Genomic DNA, 20,283 nt, shown 5'->3' on the forward strand with positions numbered 1-20,283 from the left:
TCAATACCGGCCAGGGTATCGACACTTGACGTATATTTCGCAAAAAGTCTGTGATCTTGTCCAAAAGCTCCACAGCTTTTTGCTTGAGTTTCCGGTATTATACGCAAGTCACTGCCAATATTAATAACGCTAATCAGGTATCCTATGAAAACCCTCATCTGCAACGCCCAATTGGTTAATGAAGGAACAACCCGTACTCAGGATCTGCTGATCGACAACGGCCGTATCAGCCAGATTGCCTCCCAGATCACGGCTCCGGCAGGGGCTCAGGTCATAGATGCTCAGGGTAAACACCTGCTACCGGGGATGATCGATGATCAGGTGCATTTCCGCGAGCCGGGTTTCCCCAATAAGGGCACCATCGCCAGTGAATCCCGCGCCGCCGTGGCCGGGGGTATCACCAGCTTTATGGAAATGCCCAATGTGAATCCGCAGACCACCAATCTGCAGGCGCTGGAAGACAAGTATACCCGCGCGTCTCAAAGTTCATTGGCCAACTTTGCTTTCTATCTCGGCGCCACCAACGATAACCTGGAAGAGATTAAACGTCTCGATCCCAACCAGGCCTGCGGGGTGAAAATCTTTATGGGCGCCTCTACCGGTAACATGTTGGTGGATAACAGTGCCACTCTGGACGGCATCTTCGCCAACTCTCCTGTGGTCATTGCCACTCACTGTGAAGACAGCCCCACCATAGCCGCCAATGAAGCCGCCATGCGTGAAAAATACGGTGACGCCATACCTATGGAGCTGCACGGCGAAATCCGCTCCCGCGAAGCCTGCCTCAAGTCATCTCAACTGGCGACCGACCTGGCTATTCGTCACAAGGCGCGCCTGCATGTACTGCATTTGACCACGGCCGACGAACTCTATCTATTTGAGCCGGCCAAGCAGCTGGCACAGCTCAGGGGTGCCAACATTACCGCCGAAGTCTGTGTGCACCATCTCTCGTTCAACGACAGTGACTACGCCCGCCTCGGCAGCCAGATAAAGTGTAACCCGGCGATCAAGACCCTTGCCGACCAACAGGCACTGATAGATGCCGTCAATCGCGACATCATTGACATTATCGCCACAGATCACGCGCCGCACACCTGGGAAGAGAAGCAAGCCGACAGCTACTTCAAGGCGCCGTCCGGTTTGCCGCTGGTGCAACATGCACTGCTCAGCCTGCTGGATCTGCATGCCAAGGGGCACTTCAGTCTGGAAAAAATCGTCCAAAAGACCAGCCATGCGGTGGCCGAGCGCTTTGAACTCAAAGACAGGGGCTATCTGCGCGAAGGTTATCTGGCGGATCTGGTATTGGTGGATCTCAACAAGCCCTTCGAGGCCACGCTGGAAAACACCCGTTATCACTGCGGTTGGTCACCCTTCACCGGCCACAAGTTTGCCGCCTCTATCAGTGGTACCTGGGTCAATGGTAAGCAACTGTTTGACGGCAGTCGCTTTATCGACAATACCCTGGGCCAACGCCTCACATTTAATCGCACTTAATCGCTGATAAACCAAGGGCTCCTTTAGCGGAGCCCTTGAACTTATTATTGGAATGGCCCCTTTCCCTTCACAAAAACAATCAAGATTAAGCGGTTCAACTGGAGCCATTTAAATCCCGTGCCAACTGTGTCAGTGCTTTTTTAAAGTCCGGCATGAAACAATACTAGCTTCACGCTTTTAAAACTGGTTGTGTTATTCTGAAACTCTCTGTAGTCATTGCCGCTGCAGGTTGAATGCTTTATCTTCTGCCGTTCGCTCAAATTAAGACGGCACCTGATAACATAATGGTTAATAGATAAATGGCTCACGAACTGGATACCCTGGATCTTAATCTGATGCGCCTGCTTAAGGCGGTTGTCGACAATCGCAGTATCAAACTAGCCGCCATGCAACTTGGGATCTCTCAGCCCAGTGCCAGCCGCGGTGTGATGCGCCTTAAGCAAACCTTCCAGGACCCCCTGTTTGTTCGTAAACCCCATGGTGTAGAACCCTCCCCCATGGCGCTGCGACTGGCAGAAGAGTTTGACAATATTCTGGCCCCTATCGAAAAAGTTCTGCTGGAGTTCGAAGACTTCAGCGCCAACACCTACACTGGGCAAATAGCCATAGTGACAGATCCCTACCTTATGGATGAACAGGGACAAAGATTGCTGCAAAGCTGTCACCAGGCCTTTCCCAAAGCCAGCTTCACCTTTTCCAGCTGGAACGGTTACAGCCATGATGAGATGCTCGAAGGCATTCACGATTATTGTATTTTGGATCAGGAAACCGAGCTGTCGAAGGATATCTATATGCGGCCGCTATTCACCGAAAAACGGGTGATCCTGGCACGCAAAGATCATCCGCTGCTCGGCGCTGAAAATGATTGGCAAACTGTGTCCACGCTGCCGATAGTCTCCCTGCCAGCACCGGCCTCCTACAATCCGCAATGCACTGTGGAATCTGAGTATCAGCGTATGGGCTATCAGCCTCATGTATTACTCAAATCATACAACCTGAGGGTAGCCTGTCAGATGTTGTTGGAAACCGACGCCATCATGTACGCCAGTCAAGGTACTGCCAGGTTGATGCCCGAACTGGCCTCCTTCCCCATGCCCCAGGTTAATCACGAATTCAGTCACTTCGTGGTTTCCGGCGGCTTTTTACAGACCTACCGTAATCACCCTCTGCACCAGCATCTTCACAAGGTGGTACAAGACACATTTCAACCAACGCCAACATCAGTTTAGAGCGTAACAGATATTCATATTTGAATATCTCAATTACCTATCAAGTCAAAACCCGAACAGTTAACCTAGCGGTGTAAGTTTGGAATTGCCGCTTAAATTATTGTTACTCCTTTTTTATGACTTATCTGGCCAGATAGATTCGGGTGTAATGTGCGATTCTCCGTTATGCATATTTTTCATTTCATGTAGAAGGTGAATTATGATCCTTGCACGGGTATTTCTATTGTTTGCAATTTCCGCCGAAGTGGCAGGTACCAGTACCATGAACCTACTGGGACCTGAAAGTTCTATCTGGGGCTATCTGCTGATGTACCTCTTGATTGGTGTGTCCTACTTCTTTTTATCACTGGCGGCGAAAAAAATTGCCATAGGCGTGGCTTATGCGGTTTGGGAAGGCTTGGGCATAGCCCTGATCACTCTGGTATCCATGTTGTTATTTGACTCCAGGCTCAACCCGCAGGAACTTGCCGGACTGGCCTTGGCCATCCTGGGTATAGTGCTGGTGACTCTGGGCGAGGGCCATCAAGGTGATAAACCCAAAGGTCAGGACACTGGTTTGAGAGCAAGCAGCGCCGCAAGTAGCTTGTAACGGAGGTTAACATGAACCAGTTTCTGACGCTCTCGTTTGGCTATGTGGTGCTGGCCGCCTTGATTGATATTGCCGCCAATATGGCGCTCACCCGCTCCAACGGATTCAAACGTAAATTATGGGGCGTGCTGGCAATCTTGCTGGTGCTGAGCGCCTTTACTCTGCTGGCACAGGCAGTGAAAGAGATAGACCTGGCGATCGCCTATGCCTCCTGGGGCGCTATCGGCATTTTGGGCACAGCTATCGGCGGCGCCTTGCTGTTCAAACAAAGACTCAAGCCCATAGGTTGGGTCGGCATAGCCGTGGTTATCGCCGCTGTTATCGTGATGAAAACCGCCTAAGGTCAGTAGCAACAAGTAAGGGTTAAGCAAGTAAGGCTGAAATAAGCAAAAAGGCGCCCGAGGGCGCCTTTTCTTATGCTCACTAAAGAGACTTATTTGGTACCGAAAATCTTGTCACCGGCATCACCCAGACCTGGCAGGATATAGCCCTTGTCGTTCAGGCAATCATCGACAGAAGCCGTGTAAAGTTCGATATCGGGATGCGCCTCTTCCAATGCTTTAACGCCTTCAGGCGCCGCAACCAACACCAGCGCCTTGATATGCTTACAGCCGCGCTTTTTCAGCAAGTCTATGGTGCAAATCATGGAGCCGCCGGTAGCCAGCATGGGGTCAACCACCAGTGCCAAACGCTCTTCCATATCGCTGGCGAGCTTCTCGAAGTAAGGCACAGGCTCCAGGGTTTCTTCGTCACGGTAAACACCGACGACTGAAATACGGGCACTGGGAATGTTCTCCAGCACGCCATCCATCATGCCTAGACCGGCACGCAGGATAGGCACTACAGTCACCTTCTTGCCTTTGATCTGTTCCACTTCAACCGGACCGTTCCAGCCCTCAATGGTCACTGTTTCGGTTTCCAAACCTGCGGTTGCCTCGTAGGTTAACAGGCTGCCAACCTCGGCGGCGAGCTCACGAAAACGTTTGGTGCTGATCTCAGCTTCACGCATCAAACCAATTTTGTGGCGTACCAGCGGGTGTTTAACCTCGACAACTTTCATTCTTTTTCTCCTGATCTTGCGGGCGGGACGAGCAATCAGACTGGCAGCTCCCGGCGTGCAGAGCACAAACCAGCCGGATTTGGGCAAATTTGTGAGATTTTAGTTGATTTGTTCCAGCGGTAAAACAGAAAGTTTTATAAATCTGGTAAATCGTGACTTATATCCCTATGAATAAAGTGCAATCTTGGCTTTCGAGCCCCCCGGCAAACTGCTAGAATAGCGCCGCATAAAATCCATAACGATGTACCCGAGAGGATCAAGTGAGTACCCCTACCCCACTGAGCTATAAAGACGCCGGTGTCGATATCGATGCAGGCAACGCACTCGTCAATAACATCAAGTCCGTAGTCAAACGCACTCACCGTCCTGAAGTCATGGGCAACCTGGGTGGTTTTGGCGCCCTGTGTGAACTGCCAACCAAATACAAGCACCCTGTACTGGTTTCCGGTACCGATGGTGTGGGCACCAAACTACGCCTGGCCATTGACTTCAAAAAGCATGACACTGTCGGTATCGACCTGGTGGCCATGTGTGTCAACGACCTGCTGGTTCAAGGCGCCGAGCCGCTGTTTTTCCTCGACTACTATGCTACCGGCAAGCTGGACGTCAATGTGGCGACTGACGTGGTTACAGGTATCGGCGAAGGCTGCTTCCAATCCGGTTGTGCCCTGATCGGTGGTGAAACCGCCGAAATGCCCGGCATGTACGAAGGCGCTGACTATGATCTGGCCGGTTTTTGTGTCGGTGTGGTGGAGAAAGAAGCCATCATCGACGGCAGCAAGGTACAGGCCGGTGATGCACTGATAGCCCTGGGCTCCAGTGGTCCTCATTCCAACGGTTACTCACTGATCCGTAAAGTCCTGGAAGTCAGCCAGGCCGACCCACAGCAAGATCTGGACGGCAAGCCGCTTATCGATCACCTGCTGGAACCGACCCGCATCTATGTCAAACCTTTGCTGGAACTGCTGGAAAAACACCCGGTTCACGCCATGGTACATATCACAGGCGGCGGTTTCTGGGAAAACATTCCAAGGGTACTGCCCGAAGGCGCCAAGGCCGTTATCCAGGGCGAGTCCTGGCAGTGGCCCAGCGTATTCAACTGGCTCAAGCAAGCCGGTAATATCACAGAACATGAAATGTACCGCACCTTTAACTGTGGTGTCGGTATGATAGTTGCCCTGCCTCAGGCTGAAGCTGCCGCCGCCATTGAGCTACTCAAAGCCAAAGGTGAAAACGCCTGGCAGATAGGCACTATCGCCAATCGTACTCAACAAGAAGAGCAAGTGGAGATCCTTTAATGCAGGAGAGTTGTCGCATATTGGTAATGATTTCGGGCAATGGCAGTAATTTGCAGGCTGTTATCGACAGCTGTGATAGCAAGATGCCAGGGCGCGTGGTCGGAGTGATCAGCAACAAGGCCGATGCCTATGGTCTGATCCGGGCCCATCATGCCGAAATAGACACCAGTTGCGTCATCGCCCGCAAAGAGGAGTCCCGCGCCCAATACGATGCCAGACTGCAGGCGGCTATCGACAGATATCAGCCCGACCTCATCGTATTGGCCGGCTTTATGCGTATTCTCAGTGATGAGCTGGTCAGCCGTTACCAGGGCAAGATGCTCAATATCCACCCGTCACTGCTGCCCAAGTATCCTGGATTGGATACCCACAAGCGCGCCATCGAAGCCGGTGACAGCGAACATGGCGCCAGTGTTCATTTCGTTATCCCGGCACTGGACAGTGGCCCGGTGATTTTGCAGGCCAAAGTCCCTGTGTTTGCCGATGACACAGTGGCAACTCTGGCGGCCAGGGTGCACGAGCAGGAACACGCCATCTACCCGATAGTGGTGCGCTGGTTCTGCCAGGGCCGACTGAAGATGGTTGACGGTAAGGCCTGGCTCGACGATGAAGCCATCGGCCCCAACGGCTACGCCCCGGACTGATCTCTGAGTAAACTTAGGGAATTCTTACAAAGGACTAAGGCCATTTGCTGCGAACCACGCCTTGCATCCATGCCCGTAAGCCGACGCAGAGCACGCATGGGACTTGTTCGCACCTTCCTTAGGTTGATTAATTCAGCAAAAAGGAGCCATACGGCTCCTTTTTTCATTACAACAATGGCTATTACAGCTATGGCACAAGCTTGCCTCTTCCCTTAATTTACCTGGATATGACGCTCCGTTACCGGCTTTTTACCGCGGCCAATTGTAATTTTATGACCAATGGCGTTAGATAGGGGCAGTTATCAGGACAGAACGAGACGCGCATGAAGAATATTATCTGCGATATAGACGGCGTGCTGATGCACGACAACAAGTTAATCCCCGGCAGTGACAAGTTTATCGCCCGGGTACTGGAACAGGGAAATCCCTTGGTCATCTTGACCAACTACCCGGTACAGACGGGTAAAGATCTGCAAAACCGCCTCGGCGCCGCCGGGCTGCATATTCCCGAAGAGTGTTTCTATACCTCGGCCATGGCGACCGCCGACTTTCTCAGGCACCAGGAAGGCAGCAAGGCCTTTGTCATAGGTGAAGGTGCCCTCACCCACGAACTTTACAAGGCCGGCTTTACCATTACCGATATCAACCCCGACTTTGTTATCGTCGGCGAAACCCGCTCCTACAACTGGGACATGATCCATAAGGCCGCCCGTTTTGTTGCCGATGGCGCCCGTTTTATTGCCACCAACCCGGATACCCATGGTCCGGCTTATAGTCCCGCCTGTGGCGCTCTCTGCGCGCCTATAGAAAGAATAAGCGGTCGCAGGCCCTTCTACGTGGGTAAACCCAGCAGTTGGATCATCCGCTCGGCGCTGAACCATATAGATGGTCATTCCGAAAATACCGTGATTATCGGTGATAACATGCGTACCGATATTCTGGCTGGTTTTCAGGCCGGACTGGAAACCATACTGGTCACCAGTGGGGTCAGCAAGCTGGAAGACATAGAAAAAGAGCCCTTCCGTCCCAACCATGTGTTTGCCTGCGCCGCCGACATCGACGTGATCTGAAACCATTGGTAACATTCCTTTTACCGCCTCCGCTTGTGCCGGGGGCGTTTTTTCGTCCATGATAGCGCACAGGCAAAGGCAAAGCCGTTGCCACTTCATACCTGACAATAAAAGCAACAACAGGATCCCTTATGCGCTTGATGATCCCCCTGTGTACCCTGGCACTCTTGAGTGCCTGCAGCCAAAACAATACTGCCGACGACCCCATCCGCGTTGTCAGTTTCAATGAACATGAGTTTCGCCAGGACATCCAAACCTTGGCCTCGGATGAATTTGAAGGCCGGGCGCCGACTACCCACGGCGAGCAGCTGACCCTGGACTATCTCAGCAAGGCCTTTGCCGCTATGGGGCTTGAGCCCGGCGCCAGCGGCAGCTTTTTGCAAAAAGTGCCCATGGTGAGCTATACCGCCAGTGAAACCCAGGCAATACAGTTAGCCGGTATCGATTTTCAATATCCCCAGGATCTGGTGCTCGGCAGTCGCCATGATGTCAAACGCGTCGATATCACCAACGCACCACTGGTGTTTGTCGGTTACGGTATCAACGCCCCCGAGTACGACTGGAACGACTACCAGGGCCTGGACATGAAGGGCAAAATCGCCCTTATTCTGGTGAATGACCCCGGCTTTGCCCGCCCGGATCTCGGTAAATTCAACGGCAAGGCGATGACCTATTACGGTCGCTGGACCTACAAGTATGAAGAAGCCAGCCGTCAAGGCGCATTGGGCGCCATTATCATTCACGACACGGCTCCTGCCGCTTATCCCTGGTCTGTGGTGGAGAACAGCTGGACCGGCCCACAGCAGGATCTGGCCTCGGACTCCGGCAACGAGCGAGTGGCAGTGGAAGGCTGGATAACCCTGAACGCCGCCAAAAAAGTGTTTGCCAAGGCCGGGCTTGAACTGGACAGCGCCATCAGCCGCGCTGCCCACGGCCCACTGCAACTGACGCTGGGGCAAACCGCCAGCATAGGTTTCGATAACAAGGCCGAGTATGGCGACAGCTACAATGTGGTTGCCACTCTGCCGGGCAGCAGCCGCGCCAATGAGCATATTCTGTTTACCGGCCACTGGGATCATCTGGGCATGAGCAGTTCGACCGAAGGCGACAAGGTGTTCAATGGCGCCATGGACAACGCCTCCGGCATCGCCGGCATGCTGGCCATCGCCCGTGAGTTTGCCGCCGACGCCAAGGCTGGCAAGCGCCTGAAGCGCTCGCTGACTTTTATCGCCACCACAGGCGAAGAGCAAGGTCTGCTGGGATCACGTTTCTATGCCGCCCAACCGGCGTACCCGTTGGAAAACACCATAGGGGTGATTAATCTCGACAGCACCAATATCTATGGCCGCACCAAAGACTTTACCATAGTGGGCAAAGGCAAGTCTGAGCTGGAGCGTTATCTGGAAGCCGCGCTCAAGACCCAGGGCCGCTATGCCACGGCAGAGAAACACCCCGAGTCCGGCGGTTTCTTCCGCTCGGATCACTTCAGTTTTGCCCAGTATGGCGTACCTGCGGTATTTGCCGGTGGCGGCAGCGAACCTGTAGATCAGGCCACCGCTAACTACAAAGCGGCGATGAAGCAGCAGATGAAAGGCTGCTATCACAACCTCTGTGATGAGTATCATGCCAACTGGGATCTCTCCGGCGCGCTGGAAGATCTGGCCGTGTACTACAAGGCCGCCGAACGCTTGGCGGATTCGGCCGATCGCCCGGGTTACTTCGAGGGCACAGAGTTTTATCGCTTGCGACCGGAAACCGGCGTTACTCCAACGATTTAACCAGACACATTTCCCCATCCCCCAAGGCGCCTTCGGCGCCTTTTTGTGTTGTTTTCCGGGCCGATAAATCGATCGCCGATAAAAGCAGCGGCTTTGGGAAAGCGCCAATTTGCACGCTGTTACAGCGAGCTTAAATGCAGATCTTTCACCAATTAAGCGATTAAATTATTCAACCTGCAAAAAAGCCACCAAACAAACAGGTTAAAACTTATAAATTGGGCCATTTTTATGATTTATATTTAAAAATAACACTTGGCTTTTGAGAATTCTACAGGCAAAGTGAAGCCATTGCTGAAGAAACACCAAGTTTGGAGTCTTACCATGTGTTCAATTTTTGCCATTCTCGATATCCAGTCTGATGCCGCCGCTCTGAGAAGCACAGCGCTGGAGATGTCCAAACTGATGCGCCACCGCGGCCCGGACTGGTCGGGTATTCATACCACTCCAAGAGCGATTCTCGCCCATGAGCGGCTGGCCATTGTCGATATCGAACACGGCGCCCAGCCGCTGTTATCTGCAGACGGCCAATTGGTATTGGCAGTCAACGGTGAAATCTACAACCACAAAGAACTCAAGGCCGAGCTCGGCGACAAGTACAGCTACCAGACCAACTCGGATTGCGAAGTGATCCTGGCGCTGTATCAGGAATATGGCTGCGACTTTCTCGATAAGCTCAACGGTATTTTTGCCTTCGTACTCTATGACAAGGCCAAGGACTGCTACCTCGTAGGCCGGGATCACATGGGGATCATCCCGCTTTACACCGGCCGCGATACCAGTGGCAACTTCTATGTCGCCTCCGAGATGAAGGCACTGGTTCCCGTATGTAAAACTGTGGAAGTATTCAGCCCCGGGCATTACCTCTACAGTGCAGATGACGCGCCGGTGCAATACTATCAGCGTGACTGGCGCGACTATGAAGCGGTTGCCCAAAACAGCGCCTCCAGCGAAGAGCTGCGCGAAGCGTTGGAAGCCGCGGTAAAACGCCAGTTGATGTCAGATGTGCCCTATGGCGTTTTGCTATCTGGCGGGCTGGACTCCTCGGTGATTTCCGCCATAACCCAAACTTTTGCCAAACGCCGTATTGAAGACAACGATGCCTCCGATGCCTGGTGGCCACAGCTGCACTCCTTTGCCGTGGGCCTGAAAGGGGCGCCGGATCTGGCGGCGGCACAAAAGGTCGCCGATGCCATAGGCACCATACACCATGAGCTGCACTTCACCTTCCAGGAAGGCCTGGATGCCATCAAGGAGGTGATTTATCACCTGGAAACCTATGATGTCACCACCATTCGCGCTGCAACCCCCATGTATTTGATGGCGCGCAAGATCAAGGCTATGGGGATCAAGATGGTGCTCTCAGGCGAAGGGGCCGATGAACTGTTCGGCGGTTACCTCTATTTCCACAAGGCACCAAACGCCCGAGCCTTCCACGAAGAACTGGTGCGTAAACTCGACAAGCTGCACCTGTACGACTGCCTGCGGGCTAACAAGGCCATGGCAGCCTGGGGCCTGGAAGCCCGAGTACCCTTCCTTGACAAGGAGTTTATGGACGTGGCCATGCGCCTGAACCCAGAAGCCAAGATGTCGCGCGATGGCCGGATTGAAAAGCATATTCTGCGTGAAGCCTTCGAGCATAAGCTCCCGGCCGAAGTCGCCTGGCGCCAGAAAGAGCAGTTCAGTGACGGTGTGGGTTACTCCTGGATTGACGGTCTGAAAGAACATGCAGCAGCCCAGGTGGAGGATAAAGAGCTGGCCAACGCCCGTTTCCGCTTCCCGCACAACACGCCGGAAACCAAGGAGGCCTACTTCTATCGCAGTTTCTTTGAAGAGCACTTCCCGCTGGAGTCGGCAGCATTGACTGTACCGGGTGGTAAATCGGTTGCCTGCTCTACCCCGGAAGCGCTAGCCTGGGATGAGAGCCTATCCGGCATCATAGATCCTTCCGGCCGAGCGGTGCGCTCTGTGCACACCGCATCCTACTGAGCTTAAGAAAAAACCATAAAGGCGCCGAATGGCGCCTTTATTCATTAGCGGAAATAGGAGCTTCGCTTCTGTGCCGCTTTATTTGCTTTGAGCTTGTTCACTTGCGCCTTGTTCTCAGCACTCTAAGCCCGGCCGTTACTTGGTCACGCTCAACTTGTCGCTGCCGGCAGCGCTCGAGAATAGCCTGCCGCTCGCTGTCCGTTGCCTGATGCCAGGCCAGAATTTCTTCCAGCGTCCTGAAACAGCCCAGGCAAACATCTTGCAGGTCCAGGCAGCAGTGACGAATACAGGGAGAGTCCACCCTGTTACTGCGCTTTGGCTGCCGGGACATATTAGCTTCTTAGCTACCGCGCTTAAGGTAGCTTGGCTGATGCAGCTCAGTAACCTCCAGCGAGATACTGTCGGCTTTGGCCGCAATCGGCTCCAGTGCGGCAAACACGCTTTGGGTCAGGGCTTGCTTTTGCTCATCGGTGCGTCCCGGCATAATGGCCAAACGCACATGGATAAAGCTTTGCGCGCTGTCCTCCCCAACCAGGAAATGCTCACAGGCATGCGCCCTACTCTTGATGGCAGATGGTGTGAACAAGCCTGAGTCTATGGCACCTTGGTGCACCGCCTGAACCAGCTTGGTAATCGACAACTGCTGCGCCAAGGGCGCCGAATACTCAATAATACAGTGAGGCATAATCCTTCCTTGTAAAGGCAGAAGCGTCCGGGTTTATTCAGACCAGACGGCATACTCGTTTTGGCTCGGGCAGCGAAAATGAAAGCGCCGACCGCCGGGAAAACTGAAAATATCTTTACTGATCTCGCCGCCATGGGCCTTGACGGCTTCCAGGCTGGCATTCAAATCGTTTGAGTAGAGCACCAACAGCGGGCAGCCATTGAGGGTATCGAAGTTCACCGATGAACGGAAAAAACCGCCATCGATCCCGGCCTGGGTAAAACAACTGTAGTCCGGGCCATAGTCAACAAAGCCCCAACCAAACACCGCCTGGAAAAACGCCTTGGTGGCTTCCAGTTCCCGGGCGGGAAGTTCAAGATAGTTAATCGTATGATGTAACGCCATGGCTTTCCTCCCGCCGCTTGGGCGACTTAATAGCGGTTATTTAGCTGAGCTGCAGGCTAGGTTCAGCTCAAAATTCACCTGTATATAGTTATAGCAAGCGTTGCAGGTATACGCTGACCAGCCCTATCAAACCGCCAAAGACACCGCCCCAGACAACCAGCCAGCCCAGGTGAGTTTTAATCATCTGCTGCACCATCTCTTTGACCAACTGCGGCGTTAACTCGGCCAACCGCTGCTCGACAATATCCTGAATTTGGCTGCGCATATCGGCCATCACTCCGGGCTGCTCCAGCTCGCCCTTGAGCAGCTCGTAAAAATCATCACTCTTGGCAATATCCGCCAGCGACTGCTGCATCTTTTCAATAAAAGGTTGCTTGAGCGGGGTGAGCGCCTCTTCACCGCCAAACATGGATAACATGCCCCCCAATGATGACTGGGCAACCGTGGCCACCAGAGCATCAAAGGCCGGAGCCAAGTCTACCTTGGTGATAACACCGGAGAGATCCAGGCTCTGCTTGTCCGAGCGGGTAGACAGGAAACGGTCTATGTTGGCCTCAGAGAAGAACTGCTCCATCATCAACTCGCTGATCGCTTGCTTGAACTGCTCGAAACGAGCCGGGATCACCCCTGAACCATAGAGACCCGGTACCTTTTCAAACAACATATGCACCGCCAGCCAGTTGGTAATGGCGCCGGATACGGCAAATAGGCCTATGTTAAATAACACATCTGAGTGCATGCCATAGCCGGTCAGCATAATGGCCAGCGCCAAGAGATTGGTAACCGCGCTCTTGTCGAGCACAGGTGTCTGTTGTACTGCTGTTTTCAATCTGAAATCCCCTGAAATTAAAACCCGCTAATGGTAGCAAACAGGGGGCAGCAGATTAAAGTAGTGCGTGATACAGACCTTGCTCTGTGTCATCCCCGGTTGCCGACATGGAGGGCTCACCGAATTTGCGTTTCACCGCCAACACCTTGGCATTCTGTGCCAGAGTACGGGCTCTATGGGTGAGTTCTTTGGCAATTCCCTGACCACGGTAATCGGGCAATACAAAAAGATCATCGAGATACCACAAGGGCTGGAGTAACAAAGAAGAGAATGAAGGAAAGAGCTGAGTGAAGGCCACCGGATAATCACCCTCGGTGGCGATAAAGATCATCGAATCATTTTCCTGCAAGCGACAGCGTAAAAATTCGCGACAACGACCGAGATCCGACTCTTGCCCCATCTCCTGCCGATATTCATCAAACAACAGGATCAGTTGCTCCAAATCCATTTCAGTAGCCAAACGTATTTGCATTTTTCATCCCTGAATACAAGTTGAAATCTTACTATTTGCCAGAGGCAAAACGACAATAAACTTCATAAACAAGGCAAGGCTAACATAGAAAAGCTTCTCTGGCAGCAGCTTTAGGCTGCCCTCCCCCCAAGCCTGTTCCCGTTCATGTCCATCCTGGCAGCCGTTTTCAACGAGCACACAAACCCAAGTAGACTTAGCGGTATTGGTCGGCGATAACAACTGACATAGCCCCCAGCCATCAAGCACTGAAACAGGCAATTTAACAATTGGAATATTGCTCATATGATTTGCCGGGTAAAATTGTTTTAATGGCGAATTATGCTGTCAACCCCCACAAAATCAGGGTTTTATTGCCTTTGTTAAAAAACTTGACCTTAAGCTAATTGTTTTACTAATAGGTACTGGGTATTGTATAGCCAATTCAACCAGTTAGCTTTAGCTTTTTCTTAAGCGAACGCTCTGCGACAAGGATACTTTTCCGTTTATAACGGTATTCAGGGACGAACAGCGTGTCGCACCCGTGCGGTAGCTATGGCTTTACTTAACGCTTTTTGTCGGGCTTGAGTTTTAGGGTCCTTGGTTTTAGGGTCCTTGGTTTTAAGGCGCTTAGTTTTAAGGTGCTTGGTTTTAAGGCCCTTGGTTGCAGGGCTTGAAGCGCTCATGGTAAGTACCTCAGAACTGATTTTCTATACAGCAGTATTATTGACGTTCCTGACAAAATGCCGGCAATTTGCAGCTAAGCTTGCGCGTTATTTCTGTAACATTTTAAAAAATAGTATTAAATTCATATAGTTGAAAAGTGCAGCAGGTAGATAATAGGTTTAGAAACTGCGCATGCGCGTTTAGCTGCAAGGGATATTAAGACTAAACTCTTTTATATCCAGCTAATACAAACAGATAGCGATGCGCGTTTACACTCCTCCGAGGACTACAACGCGCATGCATGCTATACAGCTGTTAAATTCACACGGAGTGCTAAGTGACAAGTCAAAAATTCGCTGCTGCGTTAAAAAATGCATGGAATATAGAATCATCCAAATCTAGATTCTCTGAAGTGCAACAATTCCGTGCATTGATGCGGAGTTTTAGTTCCTTGAAAAAGCCTTTCAAAATTGAAGAGTTTCACGGAATGAAGCACCAAGTTGTATTCAACGGCAAAGGAACTTGGGGCCGACCTTCGGCTAGGTGTGAAATTTCCGATCTTTTGATCGTTTCTTATAAGACCAAGCCAAGATTTGAAGCTAGGGCCACATTACTTCAAGCTAAAAAATCTAATGAAAAACACACTGGTATTTGCTCAAGCTGGCCTAATAATGTTGCTCAAACCAGTTTCAAGGCTAACTTAGAGCAATGGGATTTATTATCAAGACGGCCTGATGTACTTCCATATCCACCGTTTGAGTGCCAGCCGGATATTCTAAGTGGTGCCCTTTTGCCATCTGTTGGGTCTATTGGTGTATTTCATAAAGTGAAGGGCACACAATACGATTTTTTCTATATGTCTGCTGATATGGCTGAGCCTTTGAGTTCACCAACTCGAAAGCATGCAAAGCTAAAGACTAAAACCGGAAATCTCATGAGAACCATCAGTGGGTATGAGGAGTGTGTTTTCACCTGTTGTTTACCTACTTTTGCAGAAGCGTTGTACAGCTTGAAAATTGGTACTCCTATTGAAGAAGATAATCCCGTAGATATCAAAGATGAGAGATATCGAAATTCATTTAGAGGTTGGCTCAAATCAGTTCTCTATAGTCACCTTGAAATGACAGATAACGACTCAGAATTAGCGAGAGAGTTGCTAGAATACCTGCCTTCTGATAAAGATGGTGTATTTATGACGGAGCCACCAGAAACCGTAATAATAAACTGTGATGCTGATGAATTTAACAAGTGATTGTAGTCGCCCGCAAGCGGGCTGGGACCTCCGCCGCTACGCAGCTCCGGCCCCTAAATTAGGCGTTATATTTTTGGAGGACTTGTGAATATCGAACGTGAGTTTAATATGCGAATGTCAAAAGACAAGCGCAAAGCATCTGTAAAAGAGTGCATCTGGGGAGAAGGTGATAATAGTAGTTGTCAAGGTAAAATCATCAAATCACATTCCATTCAACGCAGTAAAATATTACAAAAAATTAGCGATAATGGAAAAGTGAGCGTTTTATCACCTAAAGTTTCTCCAGAAAAAATGTTCTTCGATTTTGATTTAGAAGGGACTAAAAAGTTTAGTACGTTTACAGGCTTCTGTGCCCACCACGATAAAACTGTTTTTCAACCTATTGAAGACAAAGAATTTGTTGGTGATCGCGAGCAAATGTTTATATATGCATATCGCTCTGCTTCAAAAGAGTATCACTCTCAAAAAGAATCTCTGCATTTGTATGATGACAAAATAACGGAAATAAATGAATCGATTAACCCTGATGTAAAGTCGTTACTTACTGATTTTCAAATGAAATTATTCCATGCTGGTCTTTCAGTTATGGAGCTGCAAGCTGTATGTGAGCATTTAAAGTCTGAGATTGAAAATAAGACCTTCTCAGGTTTAAAGCATCATTATTACTGTATCGGTCATGAAATACCTATAGCATGTAGTTCTTCATTTATTCCTTATAAAGACCATAATGGCGTTGATGTTTTCTCACCTCAAGAGAAAATGAATATGTCTATAAACCCTGAATCAGCAGAAGAACCGCATCAAGTTTTCCTTAATGTTTTTCCTGAAAATGGTAAAACTCATATTATTATTAGCTATTATAAAAATATGAAGGGGAAATATAAATTTTTTAGTAAAATGCTAAAAGGGTCTGATGATAAAGTTAAGGGCAGGGTGTCTGATTATATTCTTAACTATTCAGAAAACGTGGCATTTTCACCCACTTATATAAATAGTACTTTTTCGGAAGAAGATAAGGCAAAGATTAAGGGCACATTTAGTTCAAACATTTTAGATGCAAATGTATTTATTAAATCCAACATCAGTTTGTTGCAATAAAAATATAACAAAGCATTTAAGAGTGATTCGCAACGCTTGGCAGTTTCGCTTCGCTCAAGTATAGCCAAGCACTGCTCACACCTTAATGCGGCGTTAGGCGTTTTGAGCAGAACAATATGGACACCCAGTATTAATGGCGCGGTAGTTGGCCTCCGACTATCCTTTGTTTAAGCATTTAACAAGGAGGTTATGTGACATCAGTTGGTTCATGCGTTGTCTTAATGAACCGATAGCGCGTCAAGCCAATCAAGAGGATAACTGTACCGGCCGATTCTATTCGCCGCCATCCCTGGCGCTCTCCCTGCGGGCCAGCTAAAGCTGTTCAAATTTATTCCGGATAAATTTGTGGGAGGGAAGATTTAAGTCACAAGCCTTACTGGATGAGGCCGCGGTGTTAACCTACATGGCCTACGTTGACCTCAATCCCATCAGAGCCAAGATGGCCGATACGCCTGAGCAGTCGGCGCATACCAGCATTCGACTACGTATTCAGGCAGCATTGAAATGCGAACAACCCGCCAAGCTACTGCCCTTTATTGGCAATGAATGCGATAACCAGCCCAGTGGTATTGCGTTTGGGCTCAAGGATTATCTTGAATTAGTGGATGATACTGGGCGCTGTATTCGCGATGATAAACGCGGTTCGATAGGTGAAAAGAGTGCCAAGCTACTGACGCGGTTGAATATCCCTCATGAGAACTGGCTCAAGCTTACCACTGAATTTGGAAGACTATTTCGTGGGCCAGTAGGCACCTTGCAAGAGCTCAGCTGTTACTGCGAACACTTGGAGAAGCGACGACGGCATTTTGCAACCAGCTGTCAGTACTTTCAAACGGCTTGAACCCCACGCTATTTATCTCAACCGCAGTCATTGAAATCCCCTGAACCATGGGTGGGGCTTGCACGGCTCAAATCTCGCATTTTTACGTGAAATAGGTTCGATTTCATCAAACCTCTGCAACTCACGAATATCTTTCGGCCTCAGCGTACTCAAATCACCTAGCGGTGCTTGAACGCAGACCGAAAGAAGATTAAGTTATTGTTTTAAAGTGGGTGGCTTGATTTTTCCCTAGCGGTGCTTGAACGCAGACTGAAAGAAGATTAGGTTATTGTTTTATAATGGTTGGCTTGATTTTCGTTGAGCAGATAGGAAACTTAATTAAGAGTATAAAAAACTCATAACAAAGCATTGCAGTAGACAAGCCGCTGAATGCGGCGTTACATTTACATAAATAGCAGATTTTATACATGAAAATAGAAGAATATCTATCTAGATTGAATGCTGAGTCAAACAGTATCTTCGAGAAATCGATGAAGTATAGAGATCAGTTAGGCTCAGCTCATCATGCCTCTTCGTGTATATATGAGTTCTCCGAAAACATTGCAGATACATCAGAGAAGGAAATCCTTCAAACTGTAAGCTCTCAGTTAGAGTCTGCAACATTCTGTGCATGTAAGGGAATGTATAGACAGGCATTTGTCTCTCTGAGGCTGGCACTCGAAATGGGGTTGGCGTCTGCTTATTTCTCCGTCTATAAGCTTGAATTACATGAGTGGCTGGATGGCCGTGGAGATATTAATTGGTCATCACTTATATGTGAAAATGATGGCGTATTGTCATCGCGATTCTCTAAAGCATTCTTCGAGGATTTTAGCGAGGATATGAGTGAATACCGCAATAAAGCTAAAAACGTATACCGACAACTCTCCGAATACGTACATGGTAATAATGAAACGTGGGAAAGCTCAGAAATTGAGCTTTCATTTGACGAAAGCAAGATGGCCACTTACTTCAATCTCGTAAAAGGTGTGTCAGAAATACTATTGTTTGTTTTAAGTTGTAGGTACTTAAAATCATTTTCCGAAAACGTGCTTGACTCCTTAGAATTCATACCTGAAGAAATGAAGCATCTGGAATATGTTAGAGCGTATTTCGGAGGACCAAAGGAATAATATGACTCAAATTTATCTGCGCACAGAAAGTATAAAATCAGAAGACATCAAGGGGCTTTCAGTTGTAAATTCTGAGGACCTTAATATTATCAGGGCGTTAAAGTCTCCAGAGCCGTGCCTGCTGGAAGGTTCTCGAGGAACTGGAAAGTCATTTCTAATGAAAGTTTCAGAAATAGAAATTGAAGAGGAAGACCCCAAGGCTCTTCCAGTATTTGTTGCCTTCAACAAGAGCTCCCTGATCAATACAGATGATGACCTTCAGTTCTATCACTGGATGCTTGCCAAAACTTTAAAAGCTCTTACAAACAAATTGAGAAAAAAAGGTTTTTCCGTATCAAGCTACTCAGCCAGTCTTTTGAGTAATGATGAGAGTGATAATTCTGATTCCGTTGAAAAAGACCTCAAATCAATTGTTAAAGCATTTGAAGACTCATATAAAGGACAGTCTCACATTGATGCGACTTCATTGCCTGATATCGAGGATGTAAAAGAAGCAATTGAATCTATATGTTCAGAAAATGATTTGGAAAGGATATTCATTTTCTTTGATGAAGCAGCGCATGTATTTAGACCCGAACAGCAGAGACAATTTTTTAATTTATTTAAAGATTTGAGGTCGCCATACATTATATGTAATGCAGCCATTTATCCTGGGGTTACATATTTTGGCGAATCCTTCGAAGTTACGCATGATTGCACTTACAAAAAAATAGAGCGAAATATCAGGGATTCTGACTATCTTCAGTATTTCAAGGATATTGTTTTTAAACAAGCAGATAAAGAAACCCAGAAAGCATTTGAAAATCAAAGAGAGCTATTCAATACGCTTGCCTTCTGTGCTGGAGGAAACCCTAGGATACTCTTAAAAACAGTACAGGATTTAGAGAGAGTAAATACTTCTTCAGTTAATTCACTTATAAAGGGGTTCTACAGGGGAAAGATATGGGCTGAGCACACGGAGCTGGGAGAGAAATATAAGGGGCATCAGGAAATAATAGATTGGGGCAGAGATTTCCTGGAAGAAACAGTTATACCTACAATTGAGAATTATAATGCCGTCAGGAAAGAAAAAGGCGCTGATGAATCTAGTATATATTTTTGGGTGCACAAAAATTGTCCAGAACCAGTAAAAGAAGCACTACGTCTTCTTTCCTATACAGGAATCATTAACAAACTTGATTCTTCCGTTCGAGCGACCCGATCAGAGTTAGGTTCCAGGTACGAAGTTAAATATGGGTGCATAATCTCTTTGGAAGCAAATCCTCATACAGAATCAAAGCACTTTTACGAGTCTCTCTCCACGAAGAAACATCCTGAATTCGGTAAGCAGCATCCATCGTACAAAGGAATAATGGGGTTCTCTTTAGTGAAGACAGAGGATGATCAATATAAGGCGTCTCTCAAATCGATGCTAGAGAAACCAATTGATGTTCTTGAGTTATTAACAGACTGGCAGAAAGGAAAATTGAAAGGGGCCGGTATCCTCACAATTGAGGACCTTCACTCTAAAAGCGAAGCTAACCTAATAGATAGTATATATAATGTTGGTCCTGCTCGGGCTCGACTGATGAAAAATGCGGCCACAGCAGAGCTATTAGAATATCTATCAGGATAAAAATGTAACAAGTCAAAGCACTCGGACTTGGTAAAAGGTAAAAAATGGACGGTAAAAAATGGACACCCAGCGTTAATGGCGCTCTAGTTAGCCTCCGACTATGCTTTTTTTAAGCATTTAACAAGGAGGTTATTATGCCGCGCCCTCGCCGAACTCAAATCAGCCTTGAAGATACGCCTTACTACCATTGTTGCAGCCGCGTGGT

At 48.8% G+C, this 20,283-nt stretch carries 20 protein-coding genes and 2 pseudogenes; 15 read left to right on the forward strand and 7 right to left on the reverse strand.

Annotation, left to right across the window (positions count from 1 at the left end; genetic code table 11):
* The first annotated feature begins 144 nt into the window (after positions 1-144).
* The 4 genes from RC73_RS15415 (at position 145) to RC73_RS15430 (ending at position 3,653) form a co-directional block, all read left to right on the forward strand.
* The gene (locus tag RC73_RS15415; RefSeq protein ID WP_039035477.1) at positions 145-1,494 is read left to right on the forward strand and encodes a dihydroorotase; all 1,350 of its coding nucleotides are present in this window, start codon (positions 145-147) and stop codon (positions 1,492-1,494) included.
* A gap of 299 nt (positions 1,495-1,793) precedes the next feature.
* Positions 1,794-2,723, forward strand: coding sequence for a LysR family transcriptional regulator (locus RC73_RS15420; protein WP_039035478.1), 930 nt, complete (start codon positions 1,794-1,796; stop codon positions 2,721-2,723).
* 199 nt (positions 2,724-2,922) lie between these two features.
* Positions 2,923-3,312, forward strand: a complete 390-nt coding sequence (locus RC73_RS15425) for an SMR family transporter (RefSeq protein WP_039035479.1) — start codon at positions 2,923-2,925, stop codon at positions 3,310-3,312.
* 11 nt (positions 3,313-3,323) lie between these two features.
* The gene (locus tag RC73_RS15430; protein ID WP_039035480.1) at positions 3,324-3,653 is read left to right on the forward strand and encodes a multidrug/spermidine efflux SMR transporter subunit MdtI; all 330 of its coding nucleotides are present in this window, start codon (positions 3,324-3,326) and stop codon (positions 3,651-3,653) included.
* Positions 3,654-3,745: 92 nt separating this feature from the next.
* On the opposite strand, the gene upp is transcribed toward RC73_RS15430, so the two are convergent.
* Positions 3,746-4,372 carry a uracil phosphoribosyltransferase gene (gene upp, locus RC73_RS15435; RefSeq protein WP_039035481.1) on the reverse strand — a complete coding sequence of 209 codons (627 nt, stop codon included), beginning with the start codon at positions 4,370-4,372 and terminating at the stop codon, positions 3,746-3,748.
* Positions 4,373-4,632: 260 nt separating this feature from the next.
* On the opposite strand from upp, the gene purM reads away from it, so the two are divergent.
* The 5 genes from purM to asnB all read left to right on the forward strand — a co-directional run bounded on the left by purM (position 4,633) and on the right by asnB (position 11,148).
* The gene (gene purM, locus RC73_RS15440) at positions 4,633-5,670 is read left to right on the forward strand and encodes a phosphoribosylformylglycinamidine cyclo-ligase (RefSeq protein ID WP_039035482.1); all 1,038 of its coding nucleotides are present in this window, start codon (positions 4,633-4,635) and stop codon (positions 5,668-5,670) included.
* Positions 5,670-6,314 (forward strand): phosphoribosylglycinamide formyltransferase, encoded by a 645-nt coding sequence (gene purN / locus RC73_RS15445; RefSeq protein WP_039035483.1) that lies wholly within the window; start codon positions 5,670-5,672, stop codon positions 6,312-6,314. The genes purM and purN overlap by 1 nt, the downstream gene beginning before the upstream one ends.
* A gap of 323 nt (positions 6,315-6,637) precedes the next feature.
* Positions 6,638-7,384, forward strand: a complete 747-nt coding sequence (locus RC73_RS15450) for an HAD-IIA family hydrolase (RefSeq protein WP_039035484.1) — start codon at positions 6,638-6,640, stop codon at positions 7,382-7,384.
* 131 nt (positions 7,385-7,515) lie between these two features.
* Positions 7,516-9,162, forward strand: coding sequence for a M28 family metallopeptidase (locus RC73_RS15455; RefSeq protein WP_039035485.1), 1,647 nt, complete (start codon positions 7,516-7,518; stop codon positions 9,160-9,162).
* Positions 9,163-9,483: 321 nt separating this feature from the next.
* Positions 9,484-11,148 carry an asparagine synthase B gene (gene asnB, locus RC73_RS15460; protein WP_039035486.1) on the forward strand — a complete coding sequence of 555 codons (1,665 nt, stop codon included), beginning with the start codon at positions 9,484-9,486 and terminating at the stop codon, positions 11,146-11,148.
* Between the two features lie 97 nt (positions 11,149-11,245).
* Here the strand turns inward: asnB and RC73_RS15465 are convergent, their stop codons facing one another.
* The 6 genes from RC73_RS15465 to RC73_RS15490 form a co-directional block, all read right to left on the reverse strand.
* Positions 11,246-11,479 (reverse strand): DUF1289 domain-containing protein, encoded by a 234-nt coding sequence (locus RC73_RS15465; protein WP_039035487.1) that lies wholly within the window; start codon positions 11,477-11,479, stop codon positions 11,246-11,248.
* 9 nt (positions 11,480-11,488) lie between these two features.
* Positions 11,489-11,833: a 5-carboxymethyl-2-hydroxymuconate Delta-isomerase gene (locus RC73_RS15470; protein WP_039035488.1), complete on the reverse strand. Its 345-nt coding sequence runs from the start codon at positions 11,831-11,833 to the stop codon at positions 11,489-11,491.
* A gap of 33 nt (positions 11,834-11,866) precedes the next feature.
* A complete protein-coding gene (locus tag RC73_RS15475) occupies positions 11,867-12,217 on the reverse strand; it encodes a VOC family protein (RefSeq protein WP_039035489.1) in 351 nt (116 codons plus the stop codon).
* Between the two features lie 88 nt (positions 12,218-12,305).
* On the reverse strand, positions 12,306-12,974 hold the full coding sequence (locus RC73_RS15480; protein WP_052248236.1) for a hypothetical protein: 669 nt from the start codon (positions 12,972-12,974) through the stop codon (positions 12,306-12,308).
* Positions 12,975-13,101: 127 nt separating this feature from the next.
* The gene (locus RC73_RS15485; RefSeq protein WP_039035490.1) at positions 13,102-13,518 is read right to left on the reverse strand and encodes a GNAT family N-acetyltransferase; all 417 of its coding nucleotides are present in this window, start codon (positions 13,516-13,518) and stop codon (positions 13,102-13,104) included.
* 3 nt (positions 13,519-13,521) lie between these two features.
* On the reverse strand, positions 13,522-13,800 hold the full coding sequence (locus tag RC73_RS15490; RefSeq protein WP_039035491.1) for a hypothetical protein: 279 nt from the start codon (positions 13,798-13,800) through the stop codon (positions 13,522-13,524).
* Between the two features lie 697 nt (positions 13,801-14,497).
* Here RC73_RS15490 and RC73_RS15495 point away from each other — a divergent pair.
* From RC73_RS15495 to RC73_RS21230, 6 genes and pseudogenes are all read left to right on the forward strand, one after another.
* Positions 14,498-15,412 carry a hypothetical protein gene (locus RC73_RS15495; RefSeq protein WP_039035492.1) on the forward strand — a complete coding sequence of 305 codons (915 nt, stop codon included), beginning with the start codon at positions 14,498-14,500 and terminating at the stop codon, positions 15,410-15,412.
* 84 nt (positions 15,413-15,496) lie between these two features.
* On the forward strand, positions 15,497-16,510 hold the full coding sequence (locus RC73_RS15500) for a hypothetical protein (RefSeq protein ID WP_039035493.1): 1,014 nt from the start codon (positions 15,497-15,499) through the stop codon (positions 16,508-16,510).
* Between the two features lie 184 nt (positions 16,511-16,694).
* Positions 16,695-17,351: pseudogene (locus RC73_RS15505) on the forward strand (hypothetical protein); the annotation flags it as partial.
* A 407-nt stretch (positions 17,352-17,758) separates the two neighbouring features.
* Positions 17,759-18,463 (forward strand): hypothetical protein, encoded by a 705-nt coding sequence (locus RC73_RS15510; RefSeq protein WP_039035495.1) that lies wholly within the window; start codon positions 17,759-17,761, stop codon positions 18,461-18,463.
* A gap of 1 nt (position 18,464) precedes the next feature.
* Positions 18,465-20,078: a hypothetical protein gene (locus RC73_RS15515; protein WP_039035496.1), complete on the forward strand. Its 1,614-nt coding sequence runs from the start codon at positions 18,465-18,467 to the stop codon at positions 20,076-20,078.
* Between the two features lie 134 nt (positions 20,079-20,212).
* Positions 20,213-20,283: pseudogene (locus RC73_RS21230) on the forward strand (Mobile element protein); the annotation flags it as partial.

This window comes from Shewanella sp. ECSMB14102 (assembly GCF_000813075.1).
Lineage (GTDB): Bacteria > Pseudomonadota > Gammaproteobacteria > Enterobacterales > Shewanellaceae > Shewanella > Shewanella indica.